We start from the raw sequence: 18,831 nt of genomic DNA, 5'->3' as shown, positions 1-18,831 counted from the left end.
AGAAGTGTATGAAAATTCATGATTTTAAAATTAACAAACAAGCCCGCAAAAAAATCTCCATGCTCACCTGTTATGATTATCCTTCGGCTCGCATCATCGCTGAATCCAATATCGATTGCGTTTTAGTTGGTGACTCTGTAGCTATGACCGTTCATGGGTATGACACGACGATTATGGCCACCATCGAGATGATGGAGCTGCATACTAAAGCGGTTGCCCGTGGTTTGAATCAACAATTTTTAGTAACTGATCTTCCCTTTTTATGTCATAAACACTCTCTATCCCAAACTATAGAGCAGGTTAAACGTCTGTTACAGGCAGGAGCCCATGCCATAAAGATTGAAGGAGCCGATGAAGATACCTGTAAAACTATTTCCTATCTGGTCAAAGCGGGTATTCCTGTGATGGGGCATATTGGCCTGACTCCCCAATCTATTCACCAATTGGGTGGCTATAAAGTTCAGGGAAAAAATCAGGAACAGGCCGATCGTTTATTGCAGCAGGCATTTGCCTTGGAGCAAAGTGGCTGTTTTGCTTTAGTCATTGAATGCGTTCCCCAAAACCTTGCCAAAACCATCACCAATTCACTTGATATTCCGACTATAGGAATAGGCGCAGGTTCGGACACCGATGGACAAGTACTTGTATGGCATGACATGCTGGGATTGCAATCCACATTCACGCCCAAGTTTGCAAAAAAATATACTCACGGTAAGGATATTTTTCTTGAGGCGATCAATGCGTACGCCCAACAAGTACAACACGTTAATTTTCCAACTCCTGAATATGCGTTTTAAGAGAGTACTTCATGCACATTTTTCATAAACTTGATGAGTGGATAAACTTTCGAAACACTTTATCCACAAAACTTAGCTTGGGTTTTGCTCCAACTATGGGCAACCTGCATGCTGGCCATGCATCCTTATTTACCAAAAGTAAGGATGAAAATGACCGCACTGTATCCAGTCTATTTATTAACCCCACTCAATTTAATAAACCGGATGATTTCACCCATTATCCAAGAACGCTGGATGCAGATCTCGAATTAATGGCACAATCCGGGGTGGATTATTGTATTTTACCCACTGACAAAGAGATGTATCCTGATGAATATACTTATCAGGTTCAGGAGAATCAACTGTGCCAATTAATGGAAGGAACACATCGGCCAGGCCATTTTAATGGTGTATTAACGGTGGTCATGAAATTACTCAATTTAACCCGACCCAACAGAGCCTATTTTGGTGAAAAAGATTATCAGCAGTATCTGTTAATCCAAGGCATGGTCAAGGCGCTGTTCATGAATGTTGAAATTATCCCCTGTCCAACGATTAGAGAAAGCAGCGGTTTGGCCTACAGTTCACGAAATAACCGATTAACTATCGAACAAAAAAAACGTGCTGAAGAGTTTGCAAACATATTCCATCAGAACAAACCTTGTGTAATGATAAGTGAAGAGTTAGAAGCAAAGGGAATCGCTGTGGAATACATTGAAGAATATCTTGGCAGAAAATTTGCCGCAGTGATGATTGGTGAAATACGTTTAATCGATAATTATCAAATCTGATGATCCAGACTAATTGGTATGTAATTACAGGTGCGCCTTCCTCGGGTAAAACTACCTTAATTAACCAATTAGCCTCCGCTGGCTATGCTATTGCTCCTGAAGTCGCAAGAGACTATATCAACGGTTTGTTGGAAACCAATCTGACTCTGGATGATATAATACAGGATAACTTGCGACTTCAACGAGGAATACTGGCAATAGCGCTGAAAAGAGAACGACGTTTACAGGCGAATCAACTCATTTTTTTTGATCGAGGTACCCCCGATAGTCTTGGTTATTTTCGCTATTATAATATCAATGCAGATCAGGTGATTCATTCCTGCCAACGCATTCGATATAAAAAACTGTTTTACTGCCATCAGTTACCTTTGGAACATGATTCAGTCCGCGTAGAAGATAATTCGAGCGCTCAAAAAATAGGTGAATTAATCTACGCTGCCTATCATCATTTAGGCTATGAGCTGGTTGAACTTCCTGCAGTGCCCATTGAACAGCGCATGGACATTATTTTGTCCCATATACAGAATAATTAGAGAAACAAACCCATTTTAAGTAACAACAATCCAAAAGCCCGAGATTATGACTTTTGACTGTACATCGCTATAGCTGCTGCAATAACTGCTGCTTTATGATTAGGTAATGATTTGTTTGAATACTTTAACCATTCAGGATGGGAATCGACTAAATGAGTTGTCAATCGCCCTTCCTGAAATTCATTGGATTGAATCATTTCCAGATAATAAGGAATGGTCGTCTTAACGCCAAACATGCGCATTTCCTCAAGAGCGCGGCGAGATCGGCGTAATACTGAAGGCCAATCAAGAGCCCAAACGGTCAATTTGGCACATAACGAATCATAATCCGGGGGAATGGTGTATCCCGTATAAATCGCACTGTCTGTACGCACACCAGGACCACCTGGAGCATAGTATCGGGTTATGCGACCAAAACTGGGTAAAAAATCATTCTGTGGATCTTCCGCGTTGATACGAAATTCTATTGCATATCCTCTGGAAGTAATGTGTTCCTGATTCATTGATAATGGCTCGCCTGCCGCAATGCGAATTTGTTCTTGTACAATATCAATACCAGTAATTTGTTCTGTAACGGGATGTTCAACCTGCAAACGAGTATTCATTTCTAGAAAGTAGGCATTATTTTCTTCATCCAGGATAAACTCAACAGTACCTGCATTGGTATATCCTACTTCTCTTGCTGCTTTAACTGCATAGCTAAAAAGAAGTTCCCGGGTTCGCTGTTCCAGATGTGGAGAAGGAGCTATTTCTACCAGTTTTTGATGACGACGTTGCACGGAACAATCCCGTTCAAATAGGTGCAGTACCGTTCCATAATGGTCTGCCAGGATTTGAACTTCTATATGCCGCGGATTTTTAATAAAGCGTTCCATATAAACGTGAGCATCACCAAAGGACTTTTCTGCTTCTGATTGCACTCGTTCAAATTGTTGTTTGACCTGAGTCGCATCATGACATAATCGGATCCCTCGTCCACCACCACCGAAAGTAGCCTTGAGCATAACGGGATATCCCAGTTTTTTTGCGCACCTGAGGGCATCATCAATGGATTCCAGATTCCCTTCACTACCGGGAATAGTAGGTATGCCTGCTTTTCGTACCGCATCACGGGCAGCTATTTTCGATCCCATTGTTGCGATTACAGAAGAAGTTGGACCGATAAATACAATTCCTGCTTCTTCGCAATCTTTGGCAAACTCGGTGTTTTCAGATAAAAAACCATATCCCGGATGGATGGCCTCACATCCCGAAGCCTTCGCGCATTCAATAATACGCCGACCATTCAAATATGCTTCAAGCGGTTTTTTACTTAAGCAATGAGAATGAGACGCTCTTTTAACATGTAATGCATAACGATCCGCTTCACTATGGATAGTCACAGCGGAAATACCTAATTCCTTGCAGGCTCGCACGATACGCAATGCGATCTCACCTCGATTTGCTATTAGAATTTTTTTAAACATTTAATCCCTTAAAAGCAATCCATTAGAAAATCTCTTGCAGAAAATGACGCATGGCCAACCATGAACGCTGTTCAGCAAGAGAATTAAACACTAATCCCAATTGCACATCATGTGCCTGAGGATTGGTAAATGCATGTTGAACATGACCATACATATGAACTTGCCAATCGGCTTTAGCATCCGTCATTTCCTGACAAAAAGCATGGACTTGTTCGGGTCTGACCATAGGATCATCATAACCATGTAAAACCAGAATTTTCGCTTTTATGTGTTCTGATTCTAGATGGTCGGGTTTATTTAATAATCCATGAAAACTCACTGCACCTTTAATGTCTGCGCCACTACGAGCCAAATCAAGAGCACATAATCCACCAAAACAAAATCCTATTACAGCGATCCGGGTTTTATCTACCTCAGGCATGGCTGCCAAGGTTTCATAGGCCGCCCGCAAACGAGCTCGTAACAAGGAACGATCACTGACCAAAGGTTGCATTAAAGCCATTTTTTCATCATTCGTTGATCCCATACGACCCTGGCCGTATACATCTGAAGCGAATCCAACATACCCCATTTCAGCGAGCATTCTGGCTTTTTGACAAGCAAACTCATTGCGACCGGTCCAATCATGGGCAACAATTACTGCTGGACGAGGAGTGCGAATCTGTTCATCAAAGGCTAGAAATCCATGCAGTTCCTGAGCACCATGATGATAGATATAATTTGCTTCATACATAAACTATCCTTAAAAATAATGATAAAAATAGTCTAGGGCAAATAGAATAAAAGTCCAGTAATTCTCAATCTATAATTCCGTCTAAACAATTGCAATTTATAGTCATTTGATCAAGGTGCTGTATGCCAATACCCAGGGTTCAAAATCCAGGTTTGTATTCACATTCCTCTTTTTGTACCTTAGTTTCAAGATAGGATGATAATTCAGCCAATTTCTCTTCATCACGTTGCTCACTGAGACAAATACCAGCTACCTCTCTTGCTGTAACTAAATCGGACCGCGATTGAACTGCCGTCAAAATGGTCAACTCCACTTGTTCCAATTGGCTGCGGAACTTTGAAAAAAGCATCTTGGCTTTATCCATTATATCAAAAAGACGAGGATTTTTAGGGTGTCCAATAAGTTCCATGACATCGGAATGTTTACGTAACTGATCAAGTTTAAACACTTCATCGTGAAGCCCCAGATGACGTGCAATTAATTTAAAAGCATTTATTTTGCTTGAATAGGTTGTGATCACTATAAGCCCTTGTTTAGTTTAAAATAGGGCCATTCTAATCATTTTATTTATTTTCTGTCAATAAAACAAGCTTCTGAATTGAAGCATCAAACTTCATCATGTCAATTAGGACCCTGAATGTACTTGCTGATTGCCTCCGATGATGAATCAGCCATCGTTGAAAGGAAGGCATAGAGACTCGTTGATATTGATTATAATACCTGTATTGACGCTCTAAGCTCCGATATCAAATCCCTGATAACGAACAGGACAACATGATGCTTTGTTGACAAAATCAAAAGAGTAGTCCTGGATCGACTAACCACTGATAACAAGAGTCCTCATATGAACTTAAGATAGTTATTAAATTCATATGAGGACTCTTGTACTAATTAATTATTGGAGGAATAACACCGTCTTCATTTTTTAAAGAACTGATCACATAGCATCAATTCAATTTTTATTATCTGGAACTGCATCCAGCATGTTACAACCCCCAATAGGCGTATTTTATTTAATGATTCTGACTTGCAACAGATTTAATTTCATTCTCAGAATCTTCCTCAATTTCCTCTGTAACTGAACTGGAGGATCGATTATCAATGCAGAAAAACCCCCTCCAGCGTGGTGATGAATTTTGAACTCTTCTTTCATCATGCACTGGCTTATTATCAACATTCGGATTTTGGCAGGAATTGTACAACTTGATTAATGCGTCCAGGCGATTAGCTGGAAAGCTATCGATTGACTTAACCGCATTAGTTATACCTAAGTACGCGGATGATTTAGCTTCATAGTGTTCTTTAAGTTCTTTAGCTAAATTTTTAGCATCTTTTTTATCTCCTTTTGCTTCCCATAACAACATGATAGCCAATGTGCCAGAGTTTCCCATATGCGCAGCGATCTGAATCGGAGTGAGTCCATCGTCCGATTTCAGACTAAAATCATGGTACAGAGGCAAAAGCTGTAATAACGCTTTTTCTTCATGAGTTGCGGCAGCAAGATGAAGATCGTTTATACCAAAATGTTTCAGATCTTTAACTCTCATTTCTAGAAATAATTGCTCTAACTCAGGATTTCCTTTCGCTAAAAACTCAGCACTGTTTTTTTGTTTGTTTTCTATTTTATAGCTGGCTCCATGAAGCAATAAACAACGTACCATAGGCAAGTTTTTCATTTTAACTGCCAAGTGAAGTGGAGTATTTCCCTGTTCATTTTGCTGGTTAACGGGCATATATTGGTTACACAACCATCGAACCAAATCGATGTTTCCGCTTCGTACAGCACAATGCAAAACCGTATCGTTATTGTCATTCCTGGCTTTTAATTTAGCACCATGAGCAATCAGGTTTTGCACCATCAGCAAGTGCCCGTTCACTGCGGCTGAATGCAATAAAGTATTGCCGTAATTGTACTCAAAATCACCATAATCATAATGTTTATTGATTCGTTTTAAAGCTTTCTCAGGGTTGATCTCTAACAGCTTGGCAACCATATTCCAATTATTGGTTACAGTAGAGTGAAGTAACGCTACTTGCATCATTATATTTGGGAAATGATGTTTATGAACTAGTACTAAATCAATGATTTCTCCATAGCCTTGGCAGGCAGCCCCTAGCAGTATGTAATCCAATTCCTCTGAAAATTGATGATGATTTTTCATTTTTGCAATCAAAGAACTCACCATCTCTGTGTATCCCCGAGATGCAGCAATTCGCGCAGGGGTCATATGATTTCCATTACTCACCCAGGGATTGGCTCCATGATCAAGCAACCAGCGCATTGAAGATAGGTTATTAATCATTGCGCACATATGCAATAGAGTATTATTTTCAGTGTACTGCTTATTTAAATCGACATGATTGTTATATAAGCTTTCGACAATATCGAGGTATCCATGAACAAGAGCTATGACCAATGGTTCATAACTTAAGGAATTAGGTACATCTTTTTGAATATTGTTCTGAGTAAGCAGGTATCTTGCCGTTTCAGGATGTTCAAATCGCAACGCCACTAACAAAGCTGAGTCTGCACTGATGTTCACTGCATTTATATCCGCTCCTACACTAATTAGCCATTGAACAACATCTGTATGGCCATTCCATGCTGCATGAATTAATGCTGTGTTACCGCATACATCCCGCTCATTTATGGAATTATTTTTATAAAACAATTTAGCCAGTTCTAAATGGCCATAAAAACATGCCAACATTAAGGGCGTATATTCATCACTATGCAGAACCAGTCCCTCTTCCATCAGTTGTTTCGTTCGCTCCAGATCTCCCTCACGAATGGCTTCATAAAGTAAATCACTATCAGGTTGTTCGACTGCTTTGGGTGGTTCACTTGCCCTAAGGACTGTATGGTCTAAAGATATATTGTGTGTTGCTTTTATTAGTTCAGAATACATATACGCTCCTAAATCCATTTATGAGTGAGATGTGAATAGACTACTTTTTTACTTTAACTGAATTAAGTACCATTGTAACCTTTTAAACCTTGATTCCACTGGAGGAATCTTTAATCCAATCATTCTTGCGTAATTGCAGTAACGTCGCTAGCTCATTCTCAATTTAAACTAATAAGTAAGTTCATAAACCTAATTCTTCGGTTCAAAAACAACTATGAATATTAGATAGATTTTTCGAGCCGATTTAGAACCCAAATAGAAGAATTGCCTTTCCCTTTCATCTAATTCGAAAACCCATCATTTTACAATCTTCAATCTATCAATGGGACACCAATGAATCATGAGACGCAGTTGCCGTAATTGTGCGAAAATATCCGATCTCTTTCAGTTTTGGTCTAAACTTAAAGTAAAACCTGAGGGAAATATCATCATGATGACCAATTCACTCACATACATCCGGGATTTAATTCATGCGCAACTCTGTTACCAATTATTTATCACCCCAATCCCGTTTCCGATTGAAAAAAAATACCGGGATTTTGCTAATATGGCCTGTGAATATGTAGAGAATAAACGGAGCGATGTCATTCATAAAGAAATTCCTCGTCATCATGTAATCCATCGATTTACACCGACAAAAAACCTCAATGGCAAGAAAATTTTGATTGCCCATGGTTGGATGTCACGCGCTGCTTATATGGTCCGATTGATCAGATATCTGCACCGGCAAGGTTATGATGTCTACGCTCTTGATTTCCCAGCACATGGGGAGGCTCGCGGGTTACAACTGCCCTGGACTGATGCGGTTTCAATTTTAAAAGAAACCATCAATCAACATGGACCGTTTCATGGAGTAATAGGACATTCTTTTGGTGGATCCATGTTATTAAGCACTTTAAATCTAGCTGGACAGCTCCCTGAATGGCAGTTGAATTCCAGGCCGGATCGCGTTGTGTTAATTGCTTCGCCAACTCAAATGCGCAGTCCGATCAACACTCTTGCAAGGCGCTTTAAACTCAGTGGGCAAGGTTATTTACAACTGCGCCAGTTAATCCGGGATCAGGCAGAAATTGATCCAAAATTGATTCGTTTAAAATATTTTACTTCGCAACCCCTTGATACTCCCTTTTTATGTATTCACGGAAAGAATGACGTAACTGTAAAACCAAAAGAATCGATAATTTTTTGCAGGGAATATAAAAATGCCAACCTAGCCATATTACCTGATGCAGATCATGTAAGTGTATTAATGGATGAACGCGTTGAACAACTGGTTTGTGACTTTATAAATTAAAAAAATTACATATTGATAAATCTTAATTTGCAATTTTTATATGCTCGTCATGAAGCCCAATAATATGGCCATCATATTGACGGATTTTCATCATGGTATTTATTTCAAGCTGTCTGACACGTTCTGCGGATACACCATATTTGTCCGCTAAATCATGTAACGTTAATTTTTCTTCCGCTAACCAGCGTTGCTGTAGAGTATCCTGAATGCGTTCATCAAGCTGTTCCATCTCTACTCACGCTCTAACATAGGGGTTCAGAGGGTAAAAAGTGTTTAATAAGTAGCAACTGCTTGTTGATTAGATTACTTCGATAAGATTTTAATGCCAACTTTGCTATTATTAAGAGACCAATATCTCAGCCCAGGGCTCATAAGGAACATTGGTATTTTACGGATAACCTCTTATAAAAAAATATCAGTCAATTCCCCTATGGAGAATTTAGTTAAAAACTGAACCATTAGAATCATTTGTGAAAAAAAAGATAAGTTTATGGTATAATTGTTTATTCAAGATAAATTATATTTAAACCATACTCGGCTCCTTTGGTAGTTATAGATCTATATCCCAGGACTTGCTCTCTGGAAATAAAGAAAAAAAAGTTAATTATTGGTTTTACTATGAATAAATTACATGAAGAAATGAGCATTCGTATATTTGATGCGAAAAATTCGTTAACAACAAAGAGCCTCCTCGAAATAAAACAACATGTTCTAAAATTCGGGTATATATATCTGACCAATACTGGATTGACCACAAAAGAAGAACTTATCCCTTTACTCCCTGAACTTGGTTTTGATCTTCAAAATCAATTTAATGAAGGTGGTCGCACTTCAAAAAAATGGCAGGAACAATGGTGCGCGCCAGGTTTAAGACGAATGGACTATTATCCCCCTGACCGCTATTTACTACCCAATAATGAAATTCAATATCAACGAGTTTTTCCAAAAGACATACTTTTTTTCTGTTCTAAACCACCTAAACCCGATTGTGGTGGGCGAACCTTTCTTCATTCATCCTTGAAATTAGAAGCTTACCTGAGAAATAGCGGAGCCATTGGGACTAACTTATTAAAAAAAATGGAACTACATGGTCTCATGATTGAAACAGGTTATTTGGATGCTCATCATCCAGAAAAGAACAACAATTATTTTCAATCATGGCAAGAACGATTTGGTACTAGCTCTAGAGAAGAAGCTTTCAGACAATGCCAAAGCTTAACTGATCAATATGATCACTGTTGGTGGCAGAAAGAAGAAGAGCCAGGACCTGATGGGACTGAAACTTATACTCTAATGACCAGAATCACTTTACCCGCCTTTCTAAAAGACCCAATAACTCAGGAACAATTTTTACGCTTTCCACGTATTGCTGCTGATACCCCCTCTATACGCAATGGGTTCCGCCGTTTCCCATTAGGTAATGGAGAAGAATTAACCACTGATGAAAAGAATTTATTAAAACAAGCTTATCTTGAAACAAGGGAGGGACGAGATTGGCAACTTGGTGACATCATACTCATGGATAATCTGCGATATGGTCATTCAAGGGAAAGTTTCACGGGTGATAGAGAAATACTGCTTGGAATGGCCAGATCGTGCCGAATTGAACAAGATGCATCTATATCTTATTCTAAACACAGTACAAATGAAGCTATAAACGGCTGCAATGCTGCCGAATATCCTCAGGCAAAGAATATAGCTAATATTGAGGATGTTTATTACACAATGCCCAGCAATAAGAAACAATGGGTCGAGCAATTTAGTATGCGTATTTTTGACGCCAAAGGTAAATTAAATGATCGCAATCTTGCCCTCATTCAAAAAGAATTTAATCTCTGGGGTGCCTTACATCTCATTAATACAGGATTAAAGCCGCAGCATGGTGGCGATATACCAGATGAACTAATTAATGCTCTTGGTTTTGGACCAGAACAACAATTTAAATGGGGAGGACAATATTCCGGTCGCACTCAATTGCACTATTTATCAAAACACATGAGAGAGACTGATCAATATCCACCAGAATTATTTCTTCTTCCTCATAATGAAATTTTATATCAGAGATTTATGCCAGAGAACTTACTCTTTTACTCTGTACACCCTACACCTGCCTGTCAAGGTGGGCGTACCTTTGTACATTCAGCGAAACAAGTAGAACAGTTAATTGCACAGTCGGGTGAAGATGGACTCGAGTTGCTATCTAAATTGAAGCAACATGGTTTACTAATCAACACTGGTTTTTTAGATGAGAATCATCCAAATAAAAAGGAAAATTACTTTCGCTCTTGGCAAGATAGATTTGGAACTAGCTCTCGTGAAGAAGCAATGAAACGCTGTAAGGAGTCAACGTACCAATTCGATAATTGTGCTTGGCAGAAAGAAGAAATCTTGGGTATTGATGGTAAGCCCTCTTACACTCTTATGACAAGCATCAAAATTCCTGCTTTCAAAAAGAATGAACAAGACGGAGAATCTTATCTATTATTTCCACGTATTGCCTTTGACTTACCTAAAGCAAGGAATGGTTACAGAACCTATCCCTTAGGGAATGGTGAAGAATTAACTGTAAATGAAAAAAATATTTTATTACGTGCATTTTGGGATTCTCGCCAAGGTAGAACTCAGCAGTCAGGTGATCTACTGTTAGTGAATAATATCCAATTTGGACATGCACGTGAATCCTATAAAGGGAAACGACAAATCTCTGTTTCCATGGCTGGGATATTTTGGACTGATGATGTGTAACAAGCGAGTAATGACAACCTCCTAATAACAGGTAAATAACAATGTTTGGTCTAAATTCAGGTGAATCTCTTCCTCAGGAACTTATAAATAGCTACCAAGGTTGGGATGTTTATATGGGTCACTTATGGTACAACCTGGTGCATTTTTGCAACATTAAAGAAAATGACACCGTTATTGAAGTTGCTCCTGGTTCTTCCAGTAAAATCGCCCAAGCTTTAGCAAAGGTCCCTTTTTCAGGAACGCTTTACGTCGTTGAGCCCCATACAAAGGTTATTGAAGTACTTAAAGACTCCTATAAAAAATGGTTACCTCAAGCAACTATTATTTTTATAAATGATTTATTGGAACAGGCCTTACACAAATTACCCTCTAAACCAGATTTTATATTAGCGAATCACCCTTTAGATGATATGTTGTTGTCAGCACCTCTTACTTCAGATGAACTTGATGAATTATTTGATTGGGCCTCTGACATGTCTACAGCCACTTTTGATACTACGATAAATGCCTGGAAAAAACTCAATAATAGTATAGAACAACTCACTATCTCTAAGGCCCATGTATTTAATACTTGGCAAACCAGTGTATCTCGCTTAAAACCCAAAATAATGATATTAAGCCAATACCCCAGCTATATGATGGAGTCTAAGGGGTTATCTGAACTAAATCGATGGGGATGGGAACTCTTACAAGGATTAGCAAAGACGTATAAAAATCAGATGATCTCTAAACCTTTGGTGCAAACCATACTAAATTTGCATAAAAATTATAATGATCCTCATTTAGGTTTAGAAATCTTAAATGCTCAGTATTGGTTGCTACTAAAAGATTTATAACTATGATAACTATCCCAACTGAGTTGGGATAGTTTTGATTCAAAAACCTTAGATCTTATTGTGTTTTAAATCTTGTTCTGCTTTTTCAACAACGTCCATTGATTCAGGTTTTTTATAAGGGAAGAACGTATTAACATTGCCTAAGGTTGCTGCCCATACAACTGTATTAGCAATTGCTTTTAGCAGGTCTACAAGATAATCACCCCAATTGAGATCACGCGCTAATACAGGTTTTGCTTTGTTAATCGCTTCTTCACAGGCCTTATAGAACTCACTGCCCGCCAGCTCTTGATTTTCTTTCGATGGCGCTGGAATGACTAAGACTTTATCTGCATAATTCTTTTTTGCATCAGCAATATCTTTTAACAAAGCTTTCGCTGCATCACTGGCTTCCGGAAAATGATGTTGGTTTACTGTACCAATCTTCTTCCCTAGCTCGGTATGTATCGCATCAATTTTGTTTAATTTTATTTGTACAAATGCCAAATAACTCTCATTTTCAAGATAAGTTTTCAGTTGAGAGTCCAATTTGCTCTTGATCTCTTGCTTCATGACCACATTAAAATGTTTAAAAATTGCTTCCGCATTTTTAAACATCTGCACTTCAACATGACTTAACTCAGTACCCTTATGTCCTATGGCTTTGCCCTCGTGATCAATAATTAAATAACGTGATTCCCCTGTAGTATTTTTTCCATGTATCTTATAACCGCCATTGTGCTCTTCAATTTTAGTTATAAAATTATTGCCTTTAGGATCTGCAAGTACCATCTCTTTTATCTGAGTTTGTTGCGGCACTTTCTTCTGTTGTTCTATTAATTTTTTTTGTTTTTCGGTTTCTTCTTTTTGCTTTTGAACCATTTCTTTTTGTTGCTTTTGTTGTTCGGCTAATTGCTTTTGTTTTTCGGCTTCTTCTTGTTGCTTTTGAAGCATTTCTTTTTGTTGTTTTTGTTGCTCGGCTAATTGCTTTTGTTTCTCTTGAACGTCGTCTTGTTTCTGAGCTAAACCATGCTCTTTACGAAGTTTGTATTGAGACACTACATCAATAACACCTCTAATGGTCAGATCGTTATAGACCAACGCTTTTGCTAGACCCTGGTATTTAGCAAGGTGCTTATCTAAGGCAGCAAATAAAATGTCACTACCCTTGTCCTTATTCGCATTATAGATATCGATAATTTCTGCTAGATTTTTATTAGGGTAGACTTGATCCTTTCGAGTGGGTGCTTTAGTTAGAGGGTTCTGATATGTATTAGCTCCAGGTTTTGAATTGACTATACTATCCCAAGACTCTTTAGACATACTATGACCAGAAGTAGTCAAAAGAACCGGATTTTCAATTATATCAAGCATAATAGGATCTTTCAGAATCTCTTCGAGATGACCTTCAAAGGTTTGGGTGGAAAAATTATATTGAGTTTCTGCCTTCTTGATGTCTTTTACTGCATGTTTTTGTAATTCTGGATATACAACTTCTTGAACCGCCTTCATATTTTCTTTTTGCCAAACCTCAGGAATTTTCCTAGGATCAATATCAAGGTTATCTAATATAGTTTCACCAATATTATTTTGTTGGCTCATAATGGCTAAAAACTCACTAGATCCGGATACATGATTGATTAGTTTTATTCCAATTTTAGTCAGTTGCTCTCTAAAGACCGGGTCGTTATTTGGTATTATTATGGCATACCAAAAGATTTGATGAAGGACTGTACTACCATTATCATTACTTGCTCTGATATCGAATTTAGTATGATCAATGATGTAATTAATAAGGTCTATGTACTCTAAACGTTTATTAACATCAATTTGTCTCGATAAGTTAAAAACAGCTGCCATTAATACGCTTGAATTATATGTATCATCTTTTACGAGTGCTAATAGGGGACTATTCTTTAAAGCATCAACTACTGCCAATGGGATACCTGAATTCAAATTATTAAAGACAGTTATTTTCTGTGCATCAAGAGTTTGTTGTTGTTGTTTTAATTGATCTTGTAAAAGATCCCATTCTGACTTTTTTGTATGAAAACCAAGGATTCCGCCCATCATGCACCACCACGACATGTATTTATAATATACACAATATAGCATATCAAAACACATAGATAAACAATGATCAGCTTGTTTTATTTATAACAAAATTGACGCAATAAGATTATTAATATAGTTTTTAATCGATAGTTCCCTCTATACAGAAAACTAACAGAACAGATTTGCTCTGAGGAAAGATAATGAAATCTATGGATTTATTCTATGAAACACCACGAAGTCTAGGTCGTTTAGGAGAGCATGTTTTTATAAAACTACCTTTATATCAAGCAAATGAACCATTTAGCCCTATCTACATTAATGAAACACTGTTTAACAAATATTTTCCTTTATTGACAAGCAATTGGCAAACAATGACTGAGGTTCTTTCTAAATGCTTCAGCATAACCTTAAACAGTACAAAATCTACTGGCAAACAAGTAGGATGGGCTTATGTTGATCGGCAAATCGATCCGCTGGGATTTGCACTGGCAGGGAATGAAGGTTCAGGTAGAGCCTTTTATGCAGGACATGAGTTTAATATAAAGGGGGAAAAAACACCTTTAGCTATTTCAAGCAATGAAAAGTATTCATCTGGCGTTTTAAGCCTTCATGATGCTATATGGTCCACAATAATATCCAATGTATTTTATGAAGAAATAGAAACCGGTTTATCACCAGTCTTAGCTATTATGGATTTGAACAAGATTCATACCACAATTATAGATAATAAAACTGTGTCCTATAAAACAACTTATGTTATCAGAGTTGATGACTCAGGCTCCTTAGATAGAGTATCGCATCTGTTTTGTCGTCCCTCTCCTCTTGCCAAAGAGGAACTAAAACGCTATGCCACTAATCATGGAATCATGGAAGCTGAAAAAATAATACACCGTTTCTTACACGGGGCGTGGTCAACGGCAAATTGTTCACCAGATGGTCAATTAATGGATTTTGATACTTCCTGTGCTGTAAAAGGGCGCCAACCCCAATTCACTACCTCACAATATGATAGTGATAACTACTTTGGCTTTGAAATTGGTGGGCAACTGAAAGTCATTGAAACGATGTTAGATAATCCCATGATTAACCATGAAGGATATACAAAAGAAGAAGCGGACTCGCAAACTAAGGCATCTTGTACACTACACGTGTCACGTAAATTAGCTTATTTGATGGGGTTTACTGAAGAAGAAGCAATTTATACCTCATATACTGATGAATTTAATAAACTGGGTAAACAGTTTTTAAGACTTTCTCACTATTTTCGTTATAAAGCCGAGTCGTGTTTGTATGCATTTTCAGCGAAGCATTTAATCAATCATCTTTTTGATTTTTCTGCATTTTTTAGAATGTACCCTTTGCGAAAAATAAATCAAAGCTTTTCAGTTGATCAAGCACTAATCGATATGATGCATACTTCTTTTTCATTAGATGAAACAAAACTAGAAGGCCACCATCTCGATAATTATTCCCTAGTAGAAAAGAAAACTTGTGAGTTATTTGAGCGTTATTGGATTAAAGATGATCAACGATTGATGCAATTAATAGATGAAGCAAAGTATTTTATAAAAAATTATGACCATCTTTACACTAAAATAGTGTTAGATAGAATGGTTGATCAAAATATTGTCGCGGCGCGTGCTTATAGTATAAACGAAGATCGCTTCTATCTTTTTTTATTATTCGATATGGCTTATGTCATTAATAAAAATAATTATAAGCCTGTTGAAGTAAATTATCTGGTTAATAAGATCATCGATATGAGTGTCCGTAAGCCTAAAGACGATCATCAATGCTTTTTTTATGCTGATCAAAGATTATTTGAAAATGGAACTCAACGCATCAAGATAGATAAGAACGGTTTTTTTCAGGTTGAATTCAAACTTAAAAAATCAAATGAACTTAGTCAATTGAATGATTGGGAGCAATTCTATATTGAATTGAATCAACAGTCTTATAAGGCTACTGTATTGGAGCATGCACAATACTTGACTATAAAATCAGTAAAAATTCAACTAACCGAATTGAGTCATAATTATTCTCGTGATGATGTTTTTCTGATAGAAAAGTACCCCCTCTTTTATGGGAAAGAAAGAGTTCGGCTCAGGAATCATTTTATCAATGTGCCTAATACTAAAAATTACCTTGAATTACTATTTTAACTAATGAAACATAGGGGGCAAATCTTTTGATCAAGGCATTTAATTCAACACAATTATTATTAGCTCTATTAAACGTGTAGGAATTTGATAATAGCCTTCACAACAAATGCCTCATGTATCGATCCCAATGCAGCAGCAATTTCTTTTAACAAATTGAATCCCTTTATCAAAAGACTTGCCTCTATGTCTTGACCCCTATCTCTTTTTGCATACGCTTTTGTAAAAAACAATTGTAAATCAGAACGTTAGGCTGAGAAATTAGCACGTGAGGGCAAAGCCAGGGTTTTAAACAGCCTAAATCCTGCCGGCCATAACGCCACCATCCACGTTCACTATTTCGCCGGTTATCCAGCTAGACTTTTCAGACAGGAGAAACTCAATTGCGTTGGCAACATCAGACGCTTTACCAATGCGGCCAAGGGGATGAAAGGCGTTGAAGCTCTGCAATGTCTGCTCAATCAGATGCTCATCAATAAAAGCTTTGTAAATCGGGGTGGCTACCACGGCGGGCGCCACAGCGTTTACCCGTATATTGTGATCAGCAAGTTCCATCGCCAGGTGTTGAGTTAGGGAATGCAGCCCGGCTTTCTGCATGGAATAAGCGGAAGAAGGTGTGGCTTTGACCGCCTGATGTGCCCACATGGAACCAATGTTGACGATGTTCCCGCCACCATGCTGTTTCATGTTTTTGGCAACGGCCTGAGTGATGAAAAAAAATGCCTTGTTCAACTGCATCTGACAATCATAGTCAGCTTCGCTATGATCCAGAAACCCTACCGGTTTGAAGTAACCGGCTGCATTGATCAGATGCTTGATTGAGCGACGTTCGGAAAGCAAACTATCAATAAAAGCATCACACTGTTCTTTACAGTACAAATCCAACACATGGGATTCAACCTGGGCCCCCTGTTGCGCAAGCATGTTCGCAGCTGTTTTGAGCCTTTGTTCATCCCTTCCAGTAATCAGGATATTCAGCGCAGGACTTGCAAGACGCATGGCCGTCTCTAGTCCCATACCGCTTGAGCCACCTATAATAATAGCCAAATTTTGTGTTTGCATGATTCACTCCTTCTTCAGAAAAATAAGTGTGCAAGTATGGATGTTATATAATGCGCACAAAAGCAGGTACTTTGAGGTACACTAGGTACTTTATGGTGTTACTTTTTGATATTCATCATATTTTTTTGAGCAAAACTTTTTCCGAAGGCATTAAGGACATGGCGACAAAAATACTACAAAAAAAACGGCCTCTTGAAACCGCATCGATGCTAGAAACGATCTGCGGCTGCAAATGGTCTATGACTGTTTATCGACTGCTACGAGATGGCATCAATCGCCCTGGAGCAATGGTGCGCAGTGTGGAAGGACTTTCCATGAAAGTGCTCAACCAATGCCTCACCAAAAATCTTGAATTTGGCATTCTCGTCAAAAACACATTTCCTGAAATACCGCCGCGTGTAGAATACACTGTCACGAATTTTGGGGAAAAATTCCTGAAAATTATTGAAGCAATTGAGCAATTGCAGAAAGAAATGGAACAAAAAAATGAATACGTTACGTCATGAAACCATAATTTCCGATTGGATACTCAATTGCCGTTGTCTGGATTGAATTACTCAACCGAGACAAAAGCGAACCCTACAAATTCAGTGCTAATTTACTTATCATAAACCCCATAAAATAACCTTTTAGGCTTTATACAAAACACGATCAAAGCGACATGTATGGGCATATTTAAGGCGGCATGAATAAATATAGATAGGACATGACCATTTGAACGACATAATTGGCCTAGGGCCGTGATCACATTTCACACTTAAACACCAGGCTATAATAAGGTGCCCCTTACCTACGTGGCAACGGAGCCATTATTTTATCAAAACCGTGATAAATCATATATGCGTAGAAAGATGACGTTTTTTGGTCAACTCCTGAAGTCATATTTGATGAGTTACCTCATAGCCATCTAAATGATACAAGTCCTGAGACAGGTCATGTAAAAAAAAGGTCAGGGAAGTACCTGATGACCGTTGCATCATCTTTTGTCTCTACGCCAACATATCATCCAGGCGTTGATAATGCTGAATCAGGTTCGTAAGTTCTAGCAGGATGGCCTGTACGTGTTCGGATGCCTGAGCCTAATGGATTTGGCTGTCATATTTTTTAAATGGTTATCGATGAAGCCGCAACCAGTACCCAAGCAGGAAGATGGGTCATTTAATAATATTTTTGGTAAGCAATAGCATCCCCAAGAGAGAAAGGAATACCGTGGATTTCATTATCTCAGAACGTGACAAATCCGCAGCCAGTGCCTTTCAAATGATGTGCATAGCTTCTAACGGTGAAGGTGATTTGTCTCTATTCGCTTCTATACGTAACGCATGAGTTTTGGGGACATTATATTGTTGTAATTAGGAAATGGCTAAAGTATGGCATAGGGTAACACAGCATACTCAAATAATAGTGGGTATAGGTCGAGCAATTTGTTGCCCGACCTAAGTTTGCTTAAAATTTCAATAAAAATAGTTTATAGTTAACAACTTAGTTAAAAA

At 38.2% G+C, this 18,831-nt stretch carries 14 protein-coding genes and 1 pseudogene; 8 read left to right on the top strand and 7 right to left on the bottom strand.

Features of this window, described 5'->3' with window-relative positions; genetic code table 11:
- Nucleotides 1-8: 8 nt before the first annotated feature.
- Genes panB through IZU94_RS12300 form a run of 3 tightly spaced genes read left to right on the top strand, consistent with a single transcriptional unit; the run spans nt 9 to nt 2,100 of the window.
- Nucleotides 9-797 carry a 3-methyl-2-oxobutanoate hydroxymethyltransferase gene (gene panB / locus IZU94_RS12310; RefSeq protein WP_203111002.1) on the top strand — a complete coding sequence of 263 codons (789 nt, stop codon included), beginning with the start codon at nt 9-11 and terminating at the stop codon, nt 795-797.
- 11 nt (nt 798-808) lie between these two features.
- Nucleotides 809-1,567 (top strand): pantoate--beta-alanine ligase, encoded by a 759-nt coding sequence (panC, locus tag IZU94_RS12305; protein WP_203111001.1) that lies wholly within the window; start codon nt 809-811, stop codon nt 1,565-1,567.
- Entirely contained in the window at nt 1,567-2,100 is a 534-nt protein-coding gene (locus IZU94_RS12300; RefSeq protein WP_203110999.1) for an AAA family ATPase, read from the top strand. Before panC ends, IZU94_RS12300 begins: the two co-directional genes overlap by 1 nt.
- A gap of 44 nt (nt 2,101-2,144) precedes the next feature.
- Here the strand turns inward: IZU94_RS12300 and IZU94_RS12295 are convergent, their stop codons facing one another.
- The 4 genes from IZU94_RS12295 to IZU94_RS12280 all read right to left on the bottom strand — a co-directional run bounded on the left by IZU94_RS12295 (nt 2,145) and on the right by IZU94_RS12280 (nt 7,208).
- The gene (locus tag IZU94_RS12295; RefSeq protein WP_203110997.1) at nt 2,145-3,566 is read right to left on the bottom strand and encodes an acetyl-CoA carboxylase biotin carboxylase subunit; all 1,422 of its coding nucleotides are present in this window, start codon (nt 3,564-3,566) and stop codon (nt 2,145-2,147) included.
- A 22-nt stretch (nt 3,567-3,588) separates the two neighbouring features.
- Nucleotides 3,589-4,299, bottom strand: a complete 711-nt coding sequence (locus IZU94_RS12290) for a dienelactone hydrolase family protein (RefSeq protein WP_203110995.1) — start codon at nt 4,297-4,299, stop codon at nt 3,589-3,591.
- A 139-nt stretch (nt 4,300-4,438) separates the two neighbouring features.
- Entirely contained in the window at nt 4,439-4,819 is a 381-nt protein-coding gene (locus tag IZU94_RS12285; protein WP_203110993.1) for a hypothetical protein, read from the bottom strand.
- A 493-nt stretch (nt 4,820-5,312) separates the two neighbouring features.
- Nucleotides 5,313-7,208 (bottom strand): ankyrin repeat domain-containing protein, encoded by a 1,896-nt coding sequence (locus IZU94_RS12280; RefSeq protein ID WP_203110991.1) that lies wholly within the window; start codon nt 7,206-7,208, stop codon nt 5,313-5,315.
- A 430-nt stretch (nt 7,209-7,638) separates the two neighbouring features.
- Between IZU94_RS12280 and IZU94_RS12275 the strand changes: the two genes are divergently transcribed.
- Nucleotides 7,639-8,502: an alpha/beta hydrolase gene (locus IZU94_RS12275; protein ID WP_203110989.1), complete on the top strand. Its 864-nt coding sequence runs from the start codon at nt 7,639-7,641 to the stop codon at nt 8,500-8,502.
- A gap of 22 nt (nt 8,503-8,524) precedes the next feature.
- On the opposite strand, the pseudogene IZU94_RS12270 reads toward IZU94_RS12275, so the two are convergent.
- Nucleotides 8,525-8,731 (bottom strand): annotated as a pseudogene (locus IZU94_RS12270) (sigma factor-like helix-turn-helix DNA-binding protein); the annotation flags it as partial.
- A 389-nt stretch (nt 8,732-9,120) separates the two neighbouring features.
- Between IZU94_RS12270 and IZU94_RS12265 the strand changes: the two are divergent.
- The gene (locus IZU94_RS12265; protein WP_203110987.1) at nt 9,121-11,247 is read left to right on the top strand and encodes a Fe(II)-2OG oxygenase family protein; all 2,127 of its coding nucleotides are present in this window, start codon (nt 9,121-9,123) and stop codon (nt 11,245-11,247) included.
- A gap of 41 nt (nt 11,248-11,288) precedes the next feature.
- The gene (locus tag IZU94_RS12260; protein WP_203110985.1) at nt 11,289-12,083 is read left to right on the top strand and encodes a class I SAM-dependent methyltransferase; all 795 of its coding nucleotides are present in this window, start codon (nt 11,289-11,291) and stop codon (nt 12,081-12,083) included.
- Between the two features lie 48 nt (nt 12,084-12,131).
- On the opposite strand, the gene IZU94_RS12255 is transcribed toward IZU94_RS12260, so the two are convergent.
- Nucleotides 12,132-14,135: a U-box domain-containing protein gene (locus tag IZU94_RS12255; protein WP_203110983.1), complete on the bottom strand. Its 2,004-nt coding sequence runs from the start codon at nt 14,133-14,135 to the stop codon at nt 12,132-12,134.
- A gap of 182 nt (nt 14,136-14,317) precedes the next feature.
- Here IZU94_RS12255 and IZU94_RS12250 point away from each other — a divergent pair, with 182 nt between their 5' ends.
- On the top strand, nt 14,318-16,279 hold the full coding sequence (locus IZU94_RS12250; protein WP_203110982.1) for a hypothetical protein: 1,962 nt from the start codon (nt 14,318-14,320) through the stop codon (nt 16,277-16,279).
- A gap of 294 nt (nt 16,280-16,573) precedes the next feature.
- Here IZU94_RS12250 and IZU94_RS12245 read toward each other — a convergent pair whose 3' ends face one another.
- The gene (locus IZU94_RS12245) at nt 16,574-17,338 is read right to left on the bottom strand and encodes an SDR family NAD(P)-dependent oxidoreductase (RefSeq protein ID WP_203110980.1); all 765 of its coding nucleotides are present in this window, start codon (nt 17,336-17,338) and stop codon (nt 16,574-16,576) included.
- A gap of 50 nt (nt 17,339-17,388) precedes the next feature.
- Here IZU94_RS12245 and IZU94_RS12240 point away from each other — a divergent pair, with 50 nt between their 5' ends.
- Nucleotides 17,389-17,844, top strand: a complete 456-nt coding sequence (locus IZU94_RS12240) for a winged helix-turn-helix transcriptional regulator (protein WP_238400388.1) — start codon at nt 17,389-17,391, stop codon at nt 17,842-17,844.
- Nucleotides 17,845-18,831: the final 987 nt, after the last annotated feature.

Source organism: Legionella bononiensis, assembly GCF_016786215.1.
Taxonomy (GTDB): domain Bacteria; phylum Pseudomonadota; class Gammaproteobacteria; order Legionellales; family Legionellaceae; genus Legionella; species Legionella bononiensis.
Note: the sequence above shows the minus strand (reverse complement) of the source record. Positions and strands in the feature narration are given on the sequence as shown.

Coding starts and splice junctions, on each gene's coding strand:
- panB (WP_203111002.1), top strand. CDS start 9: ATGAAAATTCATGATTTTAAAATTAACAAACAAGCCCGCAAAAAAATC.
- panC (WP_203111001.1), top strand. CDS start 809: ATGCACATTTTTCATAAACTTGATGAGTGGATAAACTTTCGAAACACT.
- IZU94_RS12300 (WP_203110999.1), top strand. CDS start 1,567: ATGATCCAGACTAATTGGTATGTAATTACAGGTGCGCCTTCCTCGGGT.
- IZU94_RS12295 (WP_203110997.1), bottom strand. CDS start 3,566: ATGTTTAAAAAAATTCTAATAGCAAATCGAGGTGAGATCGCATTGCGT.
- IZU94_RS12290 (WP_203110995.1), bottom strand. CDS start 4,299: ATGTATGAAGCAAATTATATCTATCATCATGGTGCTCAGGAACTGCAT.
- IZU94_RS12280 (WP_203110991.1), bottom strand. CDS start 7,208: ATGTATTCTGAACTAATAAAAGCAACACACAATATATCTTTAGACCAT.
- IZU94_RS12275 (WP_203110989.1), top strand. CDS start 7,639: ATGATGACCAATTCACTCACATACATCCGGGATTTAATTCATGCGCAA.
- IZU94_RS12265 (WP_203110987.1), top strand. CDS start 9,121: ATGAATAAATTACATGAAGAAATGAGCATTCGTATATTTGATGCGAAA.
- IZU94_RS12260 (WP_203110985.1), top strand. CDS start 11,289: ATGTTTGGTCTAAATTCAGGTGAATCTCTTCCTCAGGAACTTATAAAT.
- IZU94_RS12255 (WP_203110983.1), bottom strand. CDS start 14,135: ATGATGGGCGGAATCCTTGGTTTTCATACAAAAAAGTCAGAATGGGAT.
- IZU94_RS12250 (WP_203110982.1), top strand. CDS start 14,318: ATGAAATCTATGGATTTATTCTATGAAACACCACGAAGTCTAGGTCGT.
- IZU94_RS12245 (WP_203110980.1), bottom strand. CDS start 17,338: ATGCAAACACAAAATTTGGCTATTATTATAGGTGGCTCAAGCGGTATG.
- IZU94_RS12240 (WP_238400388.1), top strand. CDS start 17,389: ATGCGCACAAAAGCAGGTACTTTGAGGTACACTAGGTACTTTATGGTG.